The 19734-nt window shown below is 42.8% G+C and carries 20 protein-coding genes; 5 read left to right on the forward strand and 15 right to left on the reverse strand.

Features of this window, described 5'->3' with window-relative positions; genetic code table 11:
* Nucleotides 1–182 precede the first annotated feature (182 nt).
* Nucleotides 183–941, forward strand: coding sequence for a hypothetical protein (locus BMW86_RS07400; protein WP_089780444.1), 759 nt, complete (start codon nt 183–185; stop codon nt 939–941).
* Here the strand turns inward: BMW86_RS07400 and BMW86_RS07405 are convergent.
* The 9 genes from BMW86_RS07405 to BMW86_RS07445 all read right to left on the reverse strand — a co-directional run bounded on the left by BMW86_RS07405 (nt 934) and on the right by BMW86_RS07445 (nt 10236).
* Nucleotides 934–1494, reverse strand: a complete 561-nt coding sequence (locus BMW86_RS07405; RefSeq protein ID WP_089780446.1) for a hypothetical protein — start codon at nt 1492–1494, stop codon at nt 934–936. The genes BMW86_RS07400 and BMW86_RS07405 overlap by 8 nt on opposite strands.
* Before the next feature lie 51 nt (nt 1495–1545).
* Complete coding sequence (locus tag BMW86_RS07410) at nt 1546–2553, reverse strand: helix-turn-helix transcriptional regulator (RefSeq protein ID WP_089780448.1); 1008 nt, start codon at nt 2551–2553, stop codon at nt 1546–1548.
* A 149-nt stretch (nt 2554–2702) separates the two neighbouring features.
* The gene (locus BMW86_RS07415; RefSeq protein WP_089780449.1) at nt 2703–3830 is read right to left on the reverse strand and encodes a FecR family protein; all 1128 of its coding nucleotides are present in this window, start codon (nt 3828–3830) and stop codon (nt 2703–2705) included.
* Between the two features lie 36 nt (nt 3831–3866).
* Complete coding sequence (locus BMW86_RS07420) at nt 3867–4418, reverse strand: RNA polymerase sigma factor (protein ID WP_089780454.1); 552 nt, start codon at nt 4416–4418, stop codon at nt 3867–3869.
* Nucleotides 4419–4700: 282 nt separating this feature from the next.
* Entirely contained in the window at nt 4701–6362 is a 1662-nt protein-coding gene (locus BMW86_RS07425) for an NAD(P)/FAD-dependent oxidoreductase (RefSeq protein WP_089780455.1), read from the reverse strand.
* Between the two features lie 89 nt (nt 6363–6451).
* Entirely contained in the window at nt 6452–7429 is a 978-nt protein-coding gene (locus BMW86_RS07430) for a hypothetical protein (RefSeq protein ID WP_089780456.1), read from the reverse strand.
* 199 nt (nt 7430–7628) lie between these two features.
* Complete coding sequence (locus BMW86_RS07435) at nt 7629–8054, reverse strand: hypothetical protein (RefSeq protein WP_089780457.1); 426 nt, start codon at nt 8052–8054, stop codon at nt 7629–7631.
* 174 nt (nt 8055–8228) lie between these two features.
* Nucleotides 8229–8990, reverse strand: coding sequence for a type I methionyl aminopeptidase (gene map, locus BMW86_RS07440; protein WP_089780458.1), 762 nt, complete (start codon nt 8988–8990; stop codon nt 8229–8231).
* A 1-nt stretch (nt 8991) separates the two neighbouring features.
* A complete protein-coding gene (locus BMW86_RS07445) occupies nt 8992–10236 on the reverse strand; it encodes a DEAD/DEAH box helicase (RefSeq protein ID WP_089780459.1) in 1245 nt (414 codons plus the stop codon).
* A 54-nt stretch (nt 10237–10290) separates the two neighbouring features.
* Between BMW86_RS07445 and BMW86_RS07450 the strand changes: the two genes are divergently transcribed.
* Entirely contained in the window at nt 10291–10959 is a 669-nt protein-coding gene (locus BMW86_RS07450) for a DUF1345 domain-containing protein (RefSeq protein WP_089780461.1), read from the forward strand.
* A 1-nt stretch (nt 10960) separates the two neighbouring features.
* On the opposite strand, the gene BMW86_RS07455 is transcribed toward BMW86_RS07450, so the two are convergent.
* The 4 genes from BMW86_RS07455 to BMW86_RS07470 form a co-directional block, all read right to left on the reverse strand.
* Entirely contained in the window at nt 10961–11848 is an 888-nt protein-coding gene (locus tag BMW86_RS07455; RefSeq protein ID WP_089780463.1) for a hypothetical protein, read from the reverse strand.
* Nucleotides 11845–12312 (reverse strand): hypothetical protein, encoded by a 468-nt coding sequence (locus BMW86_RS07460; RefSeq protein WP_089780465.1) that lies wholly within the window; start codon nt 12310–12312, stop codon nt 11845–11847. Before BMW86_RS07460 ends, BMW86_RS07455 begins: the two co-directional genes overlap by 4 nt.
* Before the next feature lie 419 nt (nt 12313–12731).
* Nucleotides 12732–13574 carry a hypothetical protein gene (locus BMW86_RS07465; protein WP_089780467.1) on the reverse strand — a complete coding sequence of 281 codons (843 nt, stop codon included), beginning with the start codon at nt 13572–13574 and terminating at the stop codon, nt 12732–12734.
* A gap of 161 nt (nt 13575–13735) precedes the next feature.
* Complete coding sequence (locus tag BMW86_RS07470) at nt 13736–13993, reverse strand: DUF6520 family protein (protein WP_157303479.1); 258 nt, start codon at nt 13991–13993, stop codon at nt 13736–13738.
* 206 nt (nt 13994–14199) lie between these two features.
* Between BMW86_RS07470 and BMW86_RS07475 the strand changes: the two genes are divergently transcribed.
* Both BMW86_RS07475 and BMW86_RS07480 read left to right on the forward strand, forming a co-directional pair.
* A complete protein-coding gene (locus BMW86_RS07475; RefSeq protein WP_089780472.1) occupies nt 14200–14880 on the forward strand; it encodes an NUDIX hydrolase in 681 nt (226 codons plus the stop codon).
* A 149-nt stretch (nt 14881–15029) separates the two neighbouring features.
* On the forward strand, nt 15030–15761 hold the full coding sequence (locus BMW86_RS07480; RefSeq protein ID WP_089780473.1) for a metallophosphoesterase family protein: 732 nt from the start codon (nt 15030–15032) through the stop codon (nt 15759–15761).
* Here the strand turns inward: BMW86_RS07480 and BMW86_RS07485 are convergent, their stop codons facing one another.
* Together BMW86_RS07485 and BMW86_RS07490 are read right to left on the reverse strand one after the other, a co-directional pair.
* The gene (locus BMW86_RS07485; RefSeq protein ID WP_089780475.1) at nt 15762–16346 is read right to left on the reverse strand and encodes a hypothetical protein; all 585 of its coding nucleotides are present in this window, start codon (nt 16344–16346) and stop codon (nt 15762–15764) included.
* Between the two features lie 25 nt (nt 16347–16371).
* Complete coding sequence (locus tag BMW86_RS07490; protein WP_089780477.1) at nt 16372–17367, reverse strand: phosphotransferase; 996 nt, start codon at nt 17365–17367, stop codon at nt 16372–16374.
* Nucleotides 17368–17489: 122 nt separating this feature from the next.
* Here BMW86_RS07490 and BMW86_RS07495 point away from each other — a divergent pair, with 122 nt between their 5' ends.
* Nucleotides 17490–19712: an InlB B-repeat-containing protein gene (locus BMW86_RS07495; RefSeq protein WP_089780479.1), complete on the forward strand. Its 2223-nt coding sequence runs from the start codon at nt 17490–17492 to the stop codon at nt 19710–19712.
* The last annotated feature ends 22 nt before the right edge of the window (nt 19713–19734 follow it).

Below are 19734 nucleotides of genomic sequence, written 5' to 3' on the forward strand. Positions count from 1 at the left end.
CGTTAGGAGCCCCGTGTTTGTAGCAACACATTAAACAACAAAACACAGACTCCGTAGGAGTCCCCTAAGTTACGAAGAAGGGGACTCCTACGGAGTCTATTAAAGAGAAGATAAATATTTACTACAAACACGGAGCTCCTAACGGAGCTTAACTAAACGACATTGCTATTAAAATTATAACGATGCAAGAAGATCCTAAGTCTTACGTAGCTGGTTTGCAGCTGGCCTTTCCTGAGAATGCTTATAAAAGTGTTATGAGAGGCGTTCCCGCTGCGCCTGAGAGTTCCAATGAAAATGAAGACAAGGCATATCTCGACAACAAGTCAATCGTATCTTTTGTGGCAGGTGTAAGTCCGGAAAACCGGCAGGATATTCTTGATTCTACATTACTGGCACAGCTGGCAGCAGGACATTTATATCCCAATCCCCAGGACCTGAAGCAGTGGTACGAAAAATATACAGAAGTCTTAAGGAATATTGGCTGGACAATCCAGGAAAATGACTTTTCTGAAGTCACTACTTCCGGATCTTTATTCGAAATGAAGAATGCTATCCTGAGCCTCGTGAGTGCTGCATTTGGAGCCAATTATGTGGCCATCGTGACTAAGGTGCTGGATGCTTTGAAAAGCCTTAGCGACACTAACAGTAAGATTGTGGCCTTTGAGAAAAACACCCACAGTGCAGGAAAAGGAACTTTCCAGCTGGCTCTGGTGGAAGAGGTGAATGACAGCGTAGCCCTGCATATGGCAGGATTTATTCTATCTACTACCAGTGAAGTGAAACGCATTCTTTTCTTCTCTTCTAAAAAGGAAACGGCTACTGTATCCAGTAGTACCATGGCAAGTACGCTCAATAAGGAGACTTATGCAAAAGTACGTAACACCGTTAAGCAGAAGCTGGGAGATAAAGCACAACAGTATATTGCAGAAATAACTATCTGATGCTGATGGTTCGCAGTAAAATATCATGTTGTGGACTGTTTGTAAGTCCTATGAGGTAGGTTTGCGCTTTCATCAATGCCTCCAGGATCTCTGTCAGATCGTTCCCCCGGATGCTATTCACCACCAGTATGGTTTCATCACCCACTATTTCCGGTTCAATTAATGGAAAATCTTTCATTAACTGATCCTCATAGTAGTTCCATGCCTGGATGGTCTTTGTCCTGATCCTGATAATAAATTTACCCAGTGCATCCCCTCTGGCAGACTCAAAACCACCTTCCACTAAGATAAGCGGGCGATCTGTATTGAACCGGCTATATTGAAGCTCCAGTTCATCCTGGTCTTTCCAGTCAGGATTACCGGTAATACTCCGGATAGCCCATTTTAACTCCCTGATCCGCGTTATCTGCAGCTGGGTGGTTTGCCGGTTGAAGGCAGTATAAAGTTGTATAAGCGAGTCTATTTTCTCGGCATTATCATAAAAGTATTCTGATAATTCCCTGTTAGACTGTTTGGCAAATGTTGTAAGCAAGTCGGCTAACTGTTCTGTCATGAATTGGGGATATATAATATAAGTAGCACAATCAGCCGAAAAGTAACATGTTTACATGGCCCTTCTCAACTGTTCCAGATCACAACCATAATATGCAGTGAAAGCCTTATCCAGTTGCTGCCAGCTCTTGTAACCGGCCGCTAAAGCTATCTCCGACAGTTTAGTTGACTTCTTCGTCAGCAGTTCAAATACCATGATCATCTTTGTCATTTTGATATAGGCATCTATCGGCATACCAAAGTTCTTCAGAAACCCCTTGCGAAGCGTTGTCTGATCCAGCTGGAACATGGTACCCAGTTCCTCCAGGGTATGATTGAGATGCGCATGATCCGTCAGGTATTCAAATAATTGACCAAAGGTGATTGAATGCAGTGCATCATCAACAAGGTACCGCTGTGCAGCATGTGCATCCTGGTAAGCGAAGTTCATAAACAGGTCCAGGCAACAACGATACAAAAAACAGTGAGCCGGCATTTCTATATGCCGACAGGTAAGCATTTTCTGGATAAGAAGGTCGCAAACGGAATTGATAAAATAAGGATGCTCGTTAATAGGCCCTGTGACATTTGCCGGTGTTTTACCCGCCAGCCTGCGAAGGGCAGGGTATTCTACCGCCAACTCTCTGAGTGCTTCCGGCAGAATATTAATGTGACAGGAAGTGAGTTTCTGCCCATCTTCCATGGGCACTTTATGCAGATCTGATACAAGATTGAAGAGATTACACTCTTTTTCTTCCAGCGAGAAAGAAATATCCTCGTATAACTCCACATTTACGCTGGTTTCATACATAAAGTGAAGCGCCCAGGTTGGACGTGGCGTAAACGGACAAAGAATAAGGTCCGCGTTGGCGTATGTTTCCTGGATCCAGAAAGAAAAAGGGCCTACCTGAATATGCTGACTCAGCATATCACAATGCTCATCTCTTTCAAAGTAAACACCCGCATATGGAAGGATTAACTGAAGATATTCTTCGGGTATGGCTTCAACGGGTATATAGCCAGGTTCCTCCCTTTCAATATAAAACAGCTTTTCGGGGCTGTTGGGTAACGGTACTTGCATAACAATAACGGTATGATGGGTTCTATTATTCTATTGTTAATCAGGCTATTAGGTTAAATTCTCTGCTTTTGGCTATTTTGATTCTTAATTTGAGTTGCAGAATATCATATAATGTAACACGGGGACGTAAATAATAATTAAGAGGACTGTTAACGAATATGCAGGATACTGTCCTTGTCGAAATAATAATCAAAGTGTCCGGTGAACTGTAAGTCGTCCAGGAAATGCCGGATAGGTTTATTGCGATCTATATAACCTGTAAAGCGTCTTTTTCCTATCCCCGGGTTATCATATATCACATTCACTCCATACCAGCGAATGACCACACGGCACATATCTTCTGCGGCCACTGCATGGAAGATGTAAATTCCCTGTCTCCATGCGAGTAATTCTTCTGCATCAAAACCGGCTGTCTGGATGTCTTTCCCATTGTGATAGACTGCCATATGACCGGGACGCAGCAACAGTGAATCCGAGTTGGTCTGCATCCTTACTGAACCTTTTACCAGGGCTACCTTTACCGATCCGCTGTCATATGTATTGACATTAAACTCCGTTCCCAGCACCTGGATGGTACTGTTGGGAAGATGTACAATGAATGGCTTCTTTGCATCCGGGGCTATTTTCAGATAGGCTTCTCCATCAATAGTGACTTCTCTTGTATTGCCAGAAAAGGTGAACGGGAATTGGAGACGGGTAGCAGCATTGAGTTGTACTTCTGTACCGTCTGATAGTTGTAAGGTATAATCTTTACCGGAAGGTACTGTGAGGACAGCCATCCGGCCACCTTCTTTACTACCGGAAACGTAAGACAATTTTTTATTGTGGTTATTGAGCGTGACATCCCCTACCTGTGTATGCTGAGGTGTAGTACTCAGGTTGACAGTCTGCCCACCAGGTAACTGTAAGATAACCGTTTTTGGTGGCAGTTTATATGCGATGGGCTGATGAGGATTCTCCTGCCTGAATAACAGGAATATCCCCGTAAACAATACCAGGGATGCAGCCACACTTATGGCAGTACGAATATATATGCGTGTTTTTCTTTTCCCCTGGATCCGTATCCATACTTTCTCTACCGGAAGTGTTTCTGGTAACATAGCAAGAATTACCTGCTCTTTTTCCCCTGAGAATTGTTTATAAATAGCATTACGAATAGCTATTGCTCCTGGTTCTTCTTCCAGTAGTTTTTTGAGGGTGATACTATCTTCCAGCGTAATTATCCCGGACATTTCATCCAGCACTAACTGCTCTATTTGGATTTCGTCTATCGGCATGATAACTCTATAGTCGTGAAAAACGTAAAAAAGTACTTAAGACAAGTCATGCTTTAGATTTTCACGCAGGACTTTGAGCGCACGATGGATATGATTTTTGACCGACTGCACATTAATACCCACCTCTCCGGCAATTTCTTTGAGACTCTTATGATGGAGATATAATTCTTCAAAGGCCAGTCTGCTGGCAGGAGTGATCATTTCTATGGCAGATGTGAGTTGTTGTCTCAACTCCTTATTTTCTACAGGTGTAATGTTTGTAGACGTGTCTGCCACCCATACATATTGCTGCTTATGCTTACGGGTGCTGGTATTTTTCCTGATCACATCTACACATTTATGACGTACGATCTGCACTAAATATGCTTTCAGGTTGGTTGGACAATCAAGTACAACCTTTTTATTCCATAACCACAGGAATACATCCTGTACTATATCATTTGCATCATCTGCATCCTGTAATTTTCTATATGCTTCCATGAACAAACGTTTGCGATAACGATCAAAGATCGTATTAAACGCATCATCATTGCCAGTTCGCAGCAACTGGAATAGTTGTTCATCATTATAGCTGCCTAATACATGCATAGGTAAATACTATAATTAATTGTTGGTAAATAAGCTGTTTTGCTTTAACTATAACGCTTCCTCGATCAATAAAATGCACGCTGAAGTCGTGCTATATATAAACGGATAAATGGTTGTTCTTTCTTTCAGATATTAGCTAAACTACAGTATTCATTTTTATATGCAGTTAATATGCAGTTAATGATTAAAAATAATCTGAGTTTCTGCGGCAGCCATATATCAAAATAAAAGATCCCTTCCGGGGGAGAAGGGATCTTTTATATCAGGGGTTAATTTGGGGGGTTATTTATCTGGGGTTGTTGCTTCGGTTGATGAGGCTTTCTCTTCATGATATTCCTGTTCCGTGTTAATGGCCCAGATATTCTCTTTCCCTTCTTCGCCTGCAATAATATTATCTACTGCTACCATCGCAGTGAGCATAGAATGATCTGCATTATTGTATTTATGCATACCATTCCTGCCTACGAGGAACAGGTTGCTGAATTTGTTGATATATTCTTTTACTTCATCGAAATGTTCGTACGCCCCGAAATACGCAGGATAGGTTTTCTCTACCCGGAGTACGGTGGAGTCCAGTACATCACTTTCTGAGGCTAGTCCGATTTTTGCCAGTTCACGGATAGCCAGGGCTGCAATCTCTGTATCAGGGAGTTTCCAGAAATCGTCCGTTTCATTACAGAAGAATTCCATGCCTACCCATGCGGTGCCGGGATCTTTTACCAGGAAAGGGCTCCAGTTATTGAACAACTGTAAACGCCCTACTTTTACATCTTTCTCCTGGATATAGATCCAGGTATCCTTTAATTGTAACTCTTTCCATGTGCCGTTGTTCTTATTCTGTGCGGATAAGCGACGGAGTAAGATACCCACGGTAATGAAATCGCGATATTGTAATCCTGCCGCTATTTCCCTCACATTAGCAGGAACATCTGCTTCCAGATTGGCCACCAGTTCTTTTACGGGCATAGTACTGAAAAAGTAATCTCCTTCCAGTTCTATGGTTTCCCGGGTTGTTTTATTGAATGCTTCTATAGATATTACTTTTTCGTGTGCAGTGTTTACCTGGATTACATCATGCTGCATCAGGATAATGCCTCCCATTTCCTGCACTTGTCTGGCCACTTCTTCCCATAATTGCCCCGGACCTAACTTAGGGTACAGGAACTGTTCTATCAGGCTGGTTTCGGTATCTTTCTGTGCAATGTCGCCGGTTTTCTTTTTCTTCCTCATGGCAGATTGTACTGCATGCTGGATAGCTTTACGGATGCTGACTCCTTTGATACGTTGGGCACCCCATTCTGCCGGGATTTCATGACAGGGTACTCCCCATACTTTTTCTGTATAATCTTTAAAGAAGAGGTGATAAAGTGTGAGCCCAAAGCGGTTGATCATAAAATCTTCCAGACTTTTCTCCGGTTTCCTGGGAGAAATTTGTGCCCTCAGATAGGAGAACAGGATAGAAAAGGTAGTACCTACACCCAATTTTTGCAGAGTATCGATAGAAAGCTGAATAGGATAAGTAAAGAACTTCCGAAGGAAATAAATACGGGACAAGCGCTGCCTTACCAGCATCACCTTATCGGTATTGCCGTCAGCAACGCTTTGGCCCGGGATAACGTCCCTGCTTTTGTTCTGATAGGTGATACTAAAATTTGAATTACCTGTGTCCTGTACCGGTAATATGTTTAACCACCAGTTCATCACACGGTCCGACTTGGAGAAAAAACGATGTCCTCCAATATCCATGCGGTTACCTTTGTAATTGATTGTTTTGGAAATACCTCCAATATCTCCTGACTTCTCCAGGATAATAGGAATTATATCGGAACGCTTCAGCAACTCATAAGCAGCTGTTAAACCTGCCGGGCCGGCTCCTATAATAATGGCTTTACGTTGTAATGAGGCAATGGTGTCTTTTCCGGTAGATAATACGGGTTGATCCATGGGGCTAACAATTTAATGATATCCCAAAGTTAGGGGGACGGGGTAGATACAGAATTAGGAGATAGAGAATAAAAATTTGGAAATTAGCACTACTGCCCGTAAAACGTTTCTACATCACTTACCATAACGGAAACATCATTATATCCAACCGTTTCTGCCAGCAGCGGCAGCGGAAATATTTTTGATGCCATCCGGTCATATACGAAAATCATCTTCGCCATATGAGTAAAATCGTCTATACTGATGGCAAACAACTGCCGGAAACCATGTGCCAGTTCTGCAGCAGGTATTTCAAACATATATGCCAGTTCTCCGGCCAGATGATATTTATAGGGATGGGTTTCCAGGTATTTGAACAGATCGTGATAAGCCCCTCCGTTTATGACGGTTGAGAACAGGAGCAACTGACTTGCCATAGCCTGTTGTTCTGCGATATTGAGTAAAAGATCTACACAGCATCGATACAGAAAGCGTTGCGCATCAGCACCGGTATAATGGCAGGTAAGGATCTGCCGGATCAGGAAGTCACAGGTAGGATTAATGTGATATGAGTGTTGATTTACCGGTCCATTGATGCTTCCTGGCTCTGACATCTCCAGGGATTGCAATACCGGATATTGTTGTATCAGGGCCGGGACAGCCGCCGGATCAATATTAATATGCAATGACAAAATCTTTTTACTCTTTGCCATAGGGATTTTGTGTAACCCGGGCTTGAGACTAAACAGATTACATTCTCTTTCCTCCAGTAAATATTCCTGATTCTGCCGGGATTGTGTCCACAAACTATCCTCAAACATGAAATGGAGCGTATAGGTGGGAACAGGCGTAAAGGGCCTCAATACAATATCTTTTTTGGGGAAGATGTCGTTTATCCAAAGTGAAAAAAGAGGAAGCTGGACATGTTGGGAAAGGATATCACATTCTGCATCCTGCCGGAAATAAATTCCTGCTTCGGGAATCAGGAGACTATGTAATTCCGTCTGGAGGTTACCAGGATCCATGTATGCATGGCGGATCCTTTCGAGGAATAACAGTTTATTCACTTTATATATTGAGGGGCACATCTTTATTCTGGTTTTCTATCAATACATTTTCCCGTTCTTACTGCTCTTTAATGGGTTGGGTTCTATTTTCGGAAAAGAACGAAGCTAAGAAATCTGTTCTCCTTATTAGTTAATAATCAGTTAATGAAAAAAGACTTTGGAAACCAGACAATCCGGCTCCGCAGAAGCTGGATTGTCTGGTGCGTTTAACCGGATGTTATTACTGAATCATTATCATATTACAACTATTCTCCCCTACAGTGATAGATCCCCCCTTACCTATACAAGAGCCATTACTAAATGCAACGGTGTAGGTATAATTACCCTTATCCAGGCTAAAAGTACCTCCATAAGCATTGTCACAATTGGTTGGAATGGAAGAATAGGAATTTGTAATGTTAGACACCATTCCATTACTAAGTGTAATAGTAATAACCCCACAGTAATTGATCATACTCGCATCTTTTGTAAAAAACAGCACTGTTCCTTTGGGGGGATACTTACAACATCCTACACATTTATCATCTGCCGCTTCATCATAGTTCAGGGCAAGGGTGTCTTTACATCCCAGTTTTGTGTCTTTAACACAAGATGGTGACACCAGCATCATCATGAATGCCAGCATCAGAATACAGTATTTTCCCATTTTTGAAATTTAATGCCTACTCTTTCAAAACGCAGTTTTCGGCATACCTGGTTGGGTAACAATGAGATTTCTGGCTAATCAATCATAGGGGTCAAGTCGGGGCTGAGTCTAGGGTTATCTCAATTGATGGGCAACACATAAATTTAAATAATCTATAAATATTTTCCAATATTTCTACCATATTTCATTCATCTCCGTCAGGATAACCGGCGCTCCATCTGTAACAATAATTGTATGCTCATGTTGTGCAGCATAACCGCCTTTGTTACCTATCAGCGTCCAGCCATCCGGTTGTGTATTTGCAATGGTAGATAGCGTAGAAATGAACGTCTCTATGGCCACCACTCCATTCTTACGGAATTTAGCCCGGTTAAAACGATCACAGTAGTTCGCGATTTCATGAGGGTCCTCGTGTAAACTACGTCCTACTCCATGCCCTGTAAGATTACGGATCACTTTATAACCGGCTTTTTTTGCCTCTGTTTCAATGAGTTTACCGATATCAGAAATACGTACATCTCCTTTGATATGATGTATCGCTTTCTGCAAAATACGTTTGGAAGTATCGACCAGTTTCTGGTGATGATGCAAATCTTCTCCCAGCACAAAAGAGCCTCCGTTATCAGACCAGAACCCACCAAGTTCCGCTGATACATCGATATTCAACAGATTCCCTTCCTGCAATATTTTCTTCTCAGAAGGAATACCATGCGCGATTTCATTATTAATGCTGATGCAGGTCCAGCCCGGGAAATTATATGTGAGTTTTGGGGCGGATTTAGCTCCTAGTTGTTGCAGCACTTCTCCCCCGAAGTCATCCAGCTGTTTGGCTGTCATACCGGGTTTTGCGTAGTTACGCATTTCTTTCAGTGTAAGCGCAACCGCTTCACTGATCTTCTTCATCCCGTTCAGTTCCTCTTCATTCGTAATTAACATCCTATTTCTTCTTTTTCTTCTTCTTAGCAAACTGCGCTTCCGCTTTATTATGTTCATCTAACAACAGCTGCCAGTTATCATTTGGAATATCTTCGGAGAAACTAATCGTTTCCCTGTAATCGTTTTTATCAATCTTCATCACTGTAATCTCTTTCCCTAAATAGGTCTGGATAGCATCCAGTACCGGCTTTTCTTCATCACTGCAAAAAGATACTGCCTGTCCTTTTTTCACACCACGCCCCGTACGTCCTACTCTGTGTACGTAGTTCTCAGGAACATCTGGTAAGTCATAGTTCACAACATAATCTACATCCGGAATATCGATACCCCGTGCATTCACATCAGTGGTCACCAACACTTTCACTTCCCCTTTTTTAAACTCGTCCATCACCTGTAAACGGTTATCCTGCTCCTTTCCGCCATGCATGGTCAGTGTTTTGATCCCTACACGTTCCATCGCTGCAAACACTCTTTCTGCCCGTACTTTCGTACGTACGAATACGAGGATCTTATTCTCCGGGAATTCTTTTACCAGCCGTTCCAGGAAGAAACGTTTATCATCCATCCCCACATAGGCTACCGCATGCTGTACGTTTTTGGATACAGGGTCCTGTGGGGAGATCTGGATACGGATAGGGTTATATACTACGGAATAAGCAAGGTCTTTAATATCCTTGTCGATAGTAGCAGAGAAGAACAATGTCTGATGTTTACGGGGCAAATGTTTCATCACATCACGGATATCACGGATAAACCCGAGATCCAGCATATGGTCCGCCTCATCGAGAATCAGCGTCGTTACCTGACTAAGATCTATAAACCCCTGACTGATAAGGTCAAACATACGACCAGGTGTAGCAATCAGCACATCTACCCCCTGTGCCAGCTTTTTCAGCTGAGGGGCCTGATCTACCCCACCATGTAAGCCCAGGATGTTAAGCCTGGTGTATTTACCTATTTTCTCAAATACTTCAGCAATCTGTATCGCCAGTTCCCTGGTAGGTACCATTACCACACAACGAACTTCTCCTTTTGTTTTCTTCGGATGCCGTTTCTGCAGCATATCCAGGATGGGAATAGCAAAAGCTGCCGTCTTACCGGTGCCTGTCTGGGCAATAGCCAGCACATCGTCCCCCTTCATGATACTGGGGATCGCCTTGAACTGGATATCAGTAGGACGCTTAAAACCCAGCTCTTCCAAACTTCTTTTAATCTCCTCGGATATGTGATACTGCTCGAACTTCATGGGGCAAAGGTAGAATTTTAGTATGAATGCAGTAATTTAACGGAAAATCTGTCCATGTTCGGGAATAAACTCATGTTGCTTCGCCCCATCAATCGTAGCCTGATCAGCCTTGGCTTAACCGCCCTGGTATTTGTATTAATCAGGAATCTACCCATCACCCCATTGATTCGCATCATGCTTTTATGGGATGTGTTCGCACTCACTTTTATTACTACCTGCTGGATCGTCTTTGTAACCCGCAGCGTAACGGATATCAGACAGTATGCGAGGCAAGATGATGGCAGTCGTCTTTTTGTATTCATATTTATCCTGCTGGCATGTTTCTTCAGTATGCTCCTCGTATTACTGCTGATGTTATCTGAAGAATCCAGCAAAGCCAGTATGTTCCTGTATATTCCGGTAGCGGTAGCGGGGATCTTATTTTCATGGGGTATGGTGCATACGATGTACACCATGCATTATGCGCATATGTATTATGACGATGATGAAAATGATGGAAACAAACATGCAGGAGGATTGGAATTCCCAAAAGAGAATTGCCCGGATTATATCGACTTCGCCTACTTTGCCTTTGTGATAGGCATGACTTTCCAGGTGTCTGATGTGGAAATCAGCTCACGTAAAATACGCAGGGCGGTATTATTTCATGGTTTACTGGCTTTCGGACTCAATACTTTTGTAGTGGCGTTAGCTATTAACCTGATAGCGGGACTCCGACACTAAGTTATTCCATATTCCAGAATGCCTGCGTAGCGATGGCTCCTGCCCTGCGCAGTCTTCTTTTTTCCCTTAAAGGAATATATGCCTGGCGTACATATGGCCAGCCAAAAGCAGCTGTATTGAAGATGATCATGATGGCAGCGAATAATTGCAGTCCCATGAAAACAGCAATGCTTACATGCAGTAATACGACCGCCAGGTAACCATACGGACGGGAACGTGGCCACCAGATATATAAGGGATATCCCATTTCAATGATTAGTGTACTCCAGCCAATACATTTGGCTAACAGCGGATATTGCGCCATCCAGTGCATATCAAACCGGGCAAACTGTCCCTGCATCAGGGTTTGCCAGATAGCTTCCCCATTCCACCATTGTGCTCCCATCGCCTTCTCTATCCCTGAAGAAACATACACCAGGCAAAGATGGATCTGTAACACACGGATAGCCAGCGTATTCCATTCATTGGTTTTAATCCCCGTAACCGGCATGATGATACAGTAAAAGAGCGCTATATGCATAAAGGTCTCTACCCCATACGCGGCCATAAAGCCTGTATTGATAAACATGAACTGTAACGCCCAGGCGATAATAGCAGATAACCGGGTGAATTTCCCAAACAATAGTCCCAATAACCCGAGCATATATACTCCCATGAGCATATACACCCAGGTATCAGGACCAGTACCCGTGGCAGTTGCCAAAGGCTGTAACCAGGACAGTTGTGGCATATAAGGCGATACAATCTCTTTACTAAGCGACCAGGGAACCAGTCCGTCTGCACCGTACAGTAAAGAGATATTACCAGCCAGCCACGCTCCCTGTATAAGTCCGAGGGAAGCAACTGCTATTCTGAAAAACACCAGTGGTTCTGAAGAAGTAGGTTTCATAACTTTTTATAATTCTTGACTAAAAAAGGTTCCCATTTAGGGATGGCTCCCTGCCGGAAGGAACGCATATCCGGGATTTGTTTACTGATGACAGTCACGCGCACCATTTCACCTTCGGGATATTGGCGCATCATATAAGAAGCACAGCTTTTCGCCAGTAACGACTGCGCTTCATCAATACTGAAAAAATTATACACCGTTTGAATACGGCGGTTACATTCGGTGTTAGCTCCTTCCAGTCGGGTTACCTGCTGATGAGATTTACTATCTGCAATGGTGTATACAACCGCTATTTCATTCCCTATATGCGGAGCGAAAAAGCTGAAGATATTTCCGGCACCGGTAAAATCCGCATAAGCGCTTAACCAGTTTTTACTGCTATACCATTCCTTCATATGAGCAGCATGTAAGCCTGCTATCAGCAGATGAAAAGAAGCAAGACTTATCCAACAGATACGTTTCATAAAAAAAGTTTGAATTGAAACCAGTTAAAAGCACTCCTCTTATTTAGCTCCGTATTTGCTACAAATTCATAGCTCCGTTAGCAATATGCTTGTAGCAAATTCATAGCTTTGTTAAGAGCAATATGCTTGTGCAAATTCATAGCTCCGTTAGGAGCTACGTGTTTGTAGCAATATTTATTTCCTCTTTAATTGACTCCGTAGGAGTCCCCTGATATTCGCGATTTTAGGGGACTCCTAACGGAGTCTGTGTTTTGTTGTTTAAATCGTTTGCTACAAACACGGGGCTCCTAACGGAGCCTATTATGTTTTGTTGTTCAATTTGTTATACCACAAATACATAGCTCCGGAGCCTATTATGTTTTGTTATTCAATACGTTATACCACAAACACATAGCTCCGGAGCCTATTATGCTTTATAATTAAAATCCTATAATAGCGCCACCAGCAACTTCTTCAATCGTCATCTTGGCAAAGCCTTTGTCAAGACGGGAGAAATTAGCACGGATATCTGTCAGTACTATTGGATCAAAACAACCGATCAGGTTAGGAAAACGCTTGATGAGGATATCTTTCCATCTGAGACCAACGTAAGCGGTAGTACGTGCACCGGCATCAGGTACTGTAGTGATGTCTCCTATACCATAGAATCCACGGGTAAAACCGGGCAGTGTAGTACCAGCAGGCAGTGTAAGGCGGAATTTTGCAAGATCAAAACCTGCCAGGTATTTGTCCATAACATCAGGTTGTAGACGACCGGCGGCAGTCAGGAAAGTTTTGGTAGCCAGCAGTTGCTGGTTAGCGCCTACTTCAGTCACTGCCAGATCAGCAAATGTTTTGCTATCAGCTTTTTTGATCAGTTCCGCAGCACGGGCAGCAATGTCTGTGAAGGGGATCATGGTAGGGCAGGTCTTTACCCAGATCTTGTTAAACGGAATAGAGGTGTAGCCAATTTTGTACAACGCTGGAATCGGACTGGGGTAACGTGGGCCACCAAACTGAGTTTCGTCGGACAATGTTCCGTAAACCGATTTGGTAATGTAGTTATTGGCTGGCAATCCATCAAAACTCAGCAGGTATGTATCCGGTGTAAGGTCTTTCAGAATGGCATCCAGTTCATCAGTGCCGGCCGTTCTTGCCCCTGCAGCAGTTTGGGTTTGAGACAATGATGAAGGCTGATCAGCCGTTTTTTGATCTTTGGAACATGAGAAGAGCGACAGTGCAGCAATACCTACCACACCCGCTAACATGAAATGTTTACGCATTTTTTGGGGGTTTGAAGTTGAACAATTAAATTTTTGTTGGACAAAATTCAATTAATTCCTTCTTCCCATCACATGCATAAACACCTGATTTAACCAGGTATTAATACGTGATTAAAGAGATGAACTGCACCGGCTGAGATGCAGCTCATCAACTTTATATGTTATCTAATGAACAGGATCTTTCCGCCTTTACTGGATTTATAAGTTCCAGTAGCAGCATCAAAGTAATAAGTGCAGGTACCAAAATGGTCGAAAGCACATTCATAATCGTAGCCTTCTATACCCGCAGGGTAATAGCTGGTGCCCGATTTATAATACTGTGTTTCTTCCAGGTGATTTTTCGTTAACGAGTTTGCCAGTGCGCCTCCGGCAGCCAGGATAATAGCTAATGCCAGTAATGGAAATTTTTTCTTTTTCATCTTGATGGGTTTTACGTTTAGCAGGTGATAGGATTAACAAATGTGGTTACTCAATTAATTGGATGATGAAAGGCCGTGTTTTTTAATGTACGACGAAGATATATTAATCTGCTGCAAGGCTACCGCAGTTCTAAACAATATTTCGGGTAGCAGCATTACAATTTCAATAATACATCTTAATTTGTGTCGAATTAACGCAAAGAAGCATGAAAGCATTCCATAGTTACCAGAATCCTTCACTTGCAATTGACCTTGTAGTGTTTGGTTATCAGCAACGTACATTATCCGTACTGCTGCTAAACAGGAATGAAATGCCGTTTAAAGATACCTGGACACTGCCGGGTGCCTTCCTTCAAATGGACGAACGTTTTAAAGATACCTGCTCCAGGGTACTAAAAACAAAATTAGGGATGGACAATGTATACCTGGAACAACTGTACTCATTTGATGAGCCTGAACGTGATCCACGTGGAAGGGTAATCGCTATCGCACATTATGCGCTCATCAATCCTAAAAACTTTGCCATTACAGCAGGCAGTATGGCAAATGACGTACAATGGTTCGACATACATCAGATGCCTAAACTGGGATTCGATCATCAGGAAATCTTTACGCAGGCATTACAAAGATTACGCTCCAAAATCCTCTACTTCCCCGTAGGATTTGAATTACTGGATGATCTCTTTACCATGCCCGAATTGCATGAACTATATGAATGCATCCTCGATACCTCTATCGACAGACGCAACTTCAGAAGAAAGATCCTGGATGCACAATATATTATTAACACAGGTAAAAAAAGAGAAGGATTGCAAAACCGCCATCCTGATCTCTACAAGTTTAACAAGAAGCTGCCGAAAAATGCGTTCCAGCTCAATATTTCATGAGGAACTATGATACGGACACAACAGCCGGCGGAATCGCTGGTCTGCTCTACGGATGGGAGACCATTCCGGCAGAATGGTTGAATCTTTTAGCAAAAAAGGCTAGTATTGACAAGTTGATTATTAACTTGCAGGCCAAAATGGATATATAAATGGCCCGGACCTTCGTAATTGGTGATATGCATGGTGCAATCAGAGCGGTGAAACAGGTGATTGAAAGGATACAACTGCAATCAGACGATACACTGATCTTTCTGGGCGATTATGTAGATGGATGGTCAGAATCAGCACAGCTGATAGATCACCTGATAGCACTACAGGAACATCAACCCTGTATTTTCCTCAAAGGTAATCACGATGCCTGGTGTGAATCCTGGCTGATGGGAGAAACCCCGGACCCTGTCTGGCTGGCCAACGGCGGACAGGAAACCGTGAACAGCTACGATAACTATACTCCTGAACAAAAAGCACAACATCTCGATTTCCTCAATCGTATGAAATATTATCATATTGATGAAGAACAACGCCTCTTTGTGCATGCCGGCTTTACCTCTATGAGCGGACCGGTAAGGGAAAGATTCCAGATTACCCTTTACTGGGACAGGACCCTCTGGGAAATGGCCATTGCAATGGATAAACACATCAAAAAAGATCAGCGTATTTATCCGAAGAGATTATTATTATTTAAGGAGATTTATATTGGTCATACCCCTACCACCAACTATGACGTAGAAATACCTATGAATGCCTGTAACGTATGGAATATAGATACCGGGGCTGCTTTTTATGGGAAAGTATCTGCGTTGGATATTGATTCAAAGGAGTTCTGGCAAAGTGATCCTGTACATAGTTTATATCCCGGGGAAAAAGGCAGGAATAAATAATTATCGCAGGTACATTTCTTTTTTCACAAGAGAGAAATTCTCATCTTTTACATCTGCTTCGTAATAATAAAGAGTACCATCTTCCAGGACTATCCTGTTCTGTAATTCCTCATCACTTATATAATCACAGAAATAAGGTAATGTCCATATTTTTGTAATACGCCTCCATCTCCCTCTCATATAAGACCAGGTGCTTACATTATAAAAACATCCATGCCCTGATTCCTGGAAGATAGTCAGGTCATCCCTTCCATCATTATTTAAATCGTGTTCATTTACCAGTCTGATTCTTCCTTCTGAGGCAGGGAGAGGTCTGATACTATCTGAAGAAAAACGGACAATGTATTTATCTCCCCTGTACAATACCGCATAAGCCACATCTGTCAGGTGATCTCCGTTAAAATCACCTTCAATACGTAATGTGTCGGGAATTTTTTCCGTCGATTGAGGAGGAGATGGCATAGTCATTAAGCTTGTGTCCGCTATCGCTGCTATCATATTCACCTCTGCTGGCTGCTGCCTGTTTTCTTCCGGATCATTACAGGATAATGCAAAGAATACCAATACAATCAGGCATTTGTTCATAGGATGTACTTCTATCGTAAAAGTATTAATTTCCTTCGGGCAGTTGATGATAATTATACCACCTCCTGATTAAAAGATTAATAAATAGCTTGACATGGATTTCATTCAGGAATGTATTACTCCAATTTTCATACCTGTTGCACTGTATACCCAGGAAAAATATAAATACGGACATCCCAAGTAGGGGAATTGCGCTCATTTCCTCTTCACTAATGGGAGTTATACTCTTATATCCATCCAGAAAACTTTTTAACTTAAGCCGATATTCAGTCTCCTCTTTTTCAATTTTATGCAGCTGCATTATATAATAACCGATATCCAGGCATAACCATCCGTTTCCACAGAAATCGAAATCAAAAATGGTAATATCACCATTATTGTCGAAATGCATATTATCATACCATATATCCAGGTGAACGATCCCTTTCCTTAGTGTACTAGTACTCAATTCATCAAACTGAGTTACCAGATACCGCTTTACTTTTTCAAGGAAAACAAATTCATCAGCATTATTATCGATGAATGGCTGTATGCGGGTTACTGCTTCTTCCAGCATGATAGCTGCATTATATGTTACCCTGTTTATATGCTGATCATGATTTACCAGGTGCATTTTAGCCATCGCTTCCCCTACCCTGTAATGAATCTCTGTTGAATAAGATAACGACTTTCCTCCCGGTGCGTAAGAGAACAGTACGCCATATCTTTTACCTTCAGGTGCTGACAGTTCCTGTATATAATTATCATCTGTATCCTGAACAGGATAAGAAACCGGTATCCCATGTTCCTTCAGGTTATTCAACAGTTTCATTTCTTCTGTTATCTCTGTTACAGAACGCCAGTTTAAAGTATAAACACGAAAAATAAATTTAGTCTCCCCATCAACGATCAGGTAACTATGATTAACGCCCGCTTTTAATAAACTACAAGTAGTATTTACGCTCAGATTATACCGGGACTGTATAAACGTAGCAAGATGGGTTGCGGACAGAATGGAACTGGAAACAGGGAAAGAAGTCATGCTGTAATTTGCATATAACTATGTATTTGTCCAAATTAATTCGGGAACGATTGCGTAAATAATTCCATGCAATCCGTGCTGATGGCGTGTCAAATCCTGTAATTTCAAATAAAAAACCCGTTATGAAAACACCTCTATTCACCATGTTATGCCTTGCCATTGGTGGCATAACTTATGCCCAAACAACATTGTATGTTTCCCCCAGTGGTTCGGCATCCAACACCGGTACTTCTATCAGTGCTCCTACCACACTGGTAAATGCAATTGCCACAATACCGGCTGGCGGTACCATCTATATGCGTGGTGGTACATACAGTTTTTCTGCCTCTATCATCATAGCAGATACGAACAATGGTACTTCGTCTGCCAACAAAAACGTTGTGGCATATAGTACTGAAGTACCTGTAATCGACTTCTCGTCACAAGCCATTGCGGATGCAAACCGTGGTGTTGTACTGGATGGCGACTACTGGCATTTTACCGGTATTACCATTACGTCTGCTGGTGATAACGGCATGCTGTTAGCCGGTAATAACAACACGATTGAGAAATGTATCTTCAGCAAGAACCATGATAGCGGTCTTCAGCTGAGCCGTTACAAAACAACAAATACGGCTATCAGTCAGTGGCCATCCAACAACCTCATATTAAACTGTGAGGCTTTCGACAACCAGGACCCTGACAATGAAGATGCAGATGGTTTTGCAGCGAAACTCACCTGCGGTACAGGCAACGTTTTCCGCGGATGTATCTCTCACAATAATATTGATGATGGCTGGGACTTCTACGCCAAAACAGAAACCGGCCCTATTGGTCCGGTAACGCTGGAAAACTGTGTATCTTATAATAACGGAGTATTAAGCTCCGGAGCTACTTCCGGCGATGGAGATAAAAATGGATTCAAGCTGGGTGGTTCCGGTATTGCCGTGAATCATATTGTACGCCGTTGTGTTGCTTTCGGAAATGGCCATCATGGCTTTACTGATAATGACAATCCCGGCAATATAGAAGTCACTAACAATACCAGTTACAACAACGCAGCATCTAACTTCAATTTCAGGACGGGCAGTACCGCTACCTTTAGAAACAATCTGTCATTCAATGCCGGATCAAGTGACCAAAGCAATGGCACAGATGTAGGTACTTCCAATGTATGGTGGAAGAATAGTGTAAGCACCAACAGCGGCAGCCTGGTAGTGAGCAGTGCAGACTTTATCTCTTTAACTGCCAGTGTAACTAAGAACAGCGACGGCACTCCTAACCTGGGTAACTTCCTGGCACTGGCTACCGGTAGTGACCTGATCAATGCAGGTGTCACCTCTACCGGTATTACTTACAATGGTTCGGCTCCTGACCTTGGAGCCCGTGAATCAGGTAGCACTACTACCAATCCGGGTACATATACGCTTAGTTTAACGGCCTCTCCTACTGCTGGCGGTACTATCACTGCTAATCCTTCTGCTTCATCTTATGCTTCCGGCACTGTAGTTACTTTAACAGCGACTCCTGCCAGCGGCTATACTTTCACAGGCTGGAGCGGCGGTGCCAGCGGCACTTCCAGCAGCACTACGGTAACTATCACCGCCAATACTTCTGTGACAGCTACCTTTACCGCTACCTCTACAGGAGGGGGCAATACCTTACGCATCGATGATGCGGCTACTACCACCAGCGGCTACTGCGGAGCGGATGGCAGCCGTCAGAACTCTTACACGGGTGCAGATGGCGGTTACTACATTAACCTCTCTAATTCAGCTTCTAAAGGCGTAAATTATACAGTGAACGTTCCTGCTGCAGGCACTTACTCTTTTGTATGGAGATATTCCAACGGAGGCAGCACCGTATCTACTATCGCCCGTCTCATAGTGAACGGCAGTACTGTTAATAGCAGCGTATCGTTCCCTGTCACCTCTTCCTGGACAGCCTGGACGACCACTGCTGCTGTAACAGCCACCCTGGCGGCAGGTAACAACACTGTGCGTATAGAAACCACTGAAGCAAAAGAATTCGCTATTATAGACTGGATGGAAGTAACGGGTACAACTCCAACAGCAGGTGCCTGCAGTTCTTCTGCCAGGGTAGTCGCTACACATGATTTTGTGCCTGCATTAACAAAGGCCTACCCCAATCCGACATCCGGCCTTTCATCAATTGTTTTTTACAACAAACAACAAGAGAGAGTGATCATCCGGGTATTTAATTCAAATGGACTGCTGGTAAAAACACTGGTAGATAAATCCTTCCCTGAAGGAAATAACCAATTGACATTTAACATGAACGGATTAGCAAGTGGTGTATATTTTATCAAAGTAAATGATACTACATTAAGATTAGTAAAAGAGTAATTTTAAAAAAAAGCGGGAACTG

It is taken from the genome of Chitinophaga sp. YR573 (genome assembly GCF_900110995.1).
Classification (GTDB): Bacteria; Bacteroidota; Bacteroidia; order Chitinophagales; family Chitinophagaceae; genus Chitinophaga.

What these genes read in the sequence shown, in the direction of transcription:
- BMW86_RS07405 (WP_089780446.1), bottom strand. Translation starts at nt 1,494, where the DNA reads ATGACAGAACAGTTAGCCGACTTGCTTACAACATTTGCCAAACAGTCT.
- BMW86_RS07480 (WP_089780473.1), top strand. Translation starts at nt 15,030, where the DNA reads ATGGCCCGGACCTTCGTAATTGGTGATATGCATGGTGCAATCAGAGCG.
- BMW86_RS07410 (WP_089780448.1), bottom strand. Translation starts at nt 2,553, where the DNA reads ATGCAAGTACCGTTACCCAACAGCCCCGAAAAGCTGTTTTATATTGAA.
- BMW86_RS07460 (WP_089780465.1), bottom strand. Translation starts at nt 12,312, where the DNA reads ATGAAACGTATCTGTTGGATAAGTCTTGCTTCTTTTCATCTGCTGATA.
- BMW86_RS07400 (WP_089780444.1), top strand. Translation starts at nt 183, where the DNA reads ATGCAAGAAGATCCTAAGTCTTACGTAGCTGGTTTGCAGCTGGCCTTT.
- BMW86_RS07430 (WP_089780456.1), bottom strand. Translation starts at nt 7,429, where the DNA reads ATGTGCCCCTCAATATATAAAGTGAATAAACTGTTATTCCTCGAAAGG.
- BMW86_RS07420 (WP_089780454.1), bottom strand. Translation starts at nt 4,418, where the DNA reads ATGCATGTATTAGGCAGCTATAATGATGAACAACTATTCCAGTTGCTG.
- BMW86_RS07490 (WP_089780477.1), bottom strand. Translation starts at nt 17,367, where the DNA reads ATGACTTCTTTCCCTGTTTCCAGTTCCATTCTGTCCGCAACCCATCTT.
- map (WP_089780458.1), bottom strand. Translation starts at nt 8,990, where the DNA reads ATGTTAATTACGAATGAAGAGGAACTGAACGGGATGAAGAAGATCAGT.
- BMW86_RS07470 (WP_157303479.1), bottom strand. Translation starts at nt 13,993, where the DNA reads ATGAAAAAGAAAAAATTTCCATTACTGGCATTAGCTATTATCCTGGCT.
- BMW86_RS07445 (WP_089780459.1), bottom strand. Translation starts at nt 10,236, where the DNA reads ATGAAGTTCGAGCAGTATCACATATCCGAGGAGATTAAAAGAAGTTTG.
- BMW86_RS07465 (WP_089780467.1), bottom strand. Translation starts at nt 13,574, where the DNA reads ATGCGTAAACATTTCATGTTAGCGGGTGTGGTAGGTATTGCTGCACTG.
- BMW86_RS07425 (WP_089780455.1), bottom strand. Translation starts at nt 6,362, where the DNA reads ATGGATCAACCCGTATTATCTACCGGAAAAGACACCATTGCCTCATTA.
- BMW86_RS07450 (WP_089780461.1), top strand. Translation starts at nt 10,291, where the DNA reads ATGTTCGGGAATAAACTCATGTTGCTTCGCCCCATCAATCGTAGCCTG.
- BMW86_RS07415 (WP_089780449.1), bottom strand. Translation starts at nt 3,830, where the DNA reads ATGCCGATAGACGAAATCCAAATAGAGCAGTTAGTGCTGGATGAAATG.
- BMW86_RS07485 (WP_089780475.1), bottom strand. Translation starts at nt 16,346, where the DNA reads ATGAACAAATGCCTGATTGTATTGGTATTCTTTGCATTATCCTGTAAT.
- BMW86_RS07435 (WP_089780457.1), bottom strand. Translation starts at nt 8,054, where the DNA reads ATGGGAAAATACTGTATTCTGATGCTGGCATTCATGATGATGCTGGTG.
- BMW86_RS07455 (WP_089780463.1), bottom strand. Translation starts at nt 11,848, where the DNA reads ATGAAACCTACTTCTTCAGAACCACTGGTGTTTTTCAGAATAGCAGTT.
- BMW86_RS07475 (WP_089780472.1), top strand. Translation starts at nt 14,200, where the DNA reads ATGAAAGCATTCCATAGTTACCAGAATCCTTCACTTGCAATTGACCTT.
- BMW86_RS07495 (WP_089780479.1), top strand. Translation starts at nt 17,490, where the DNA reads ATGAAAACACCTCTATTCACCATGTTATGCCTTGCCATTGGTGGCATA.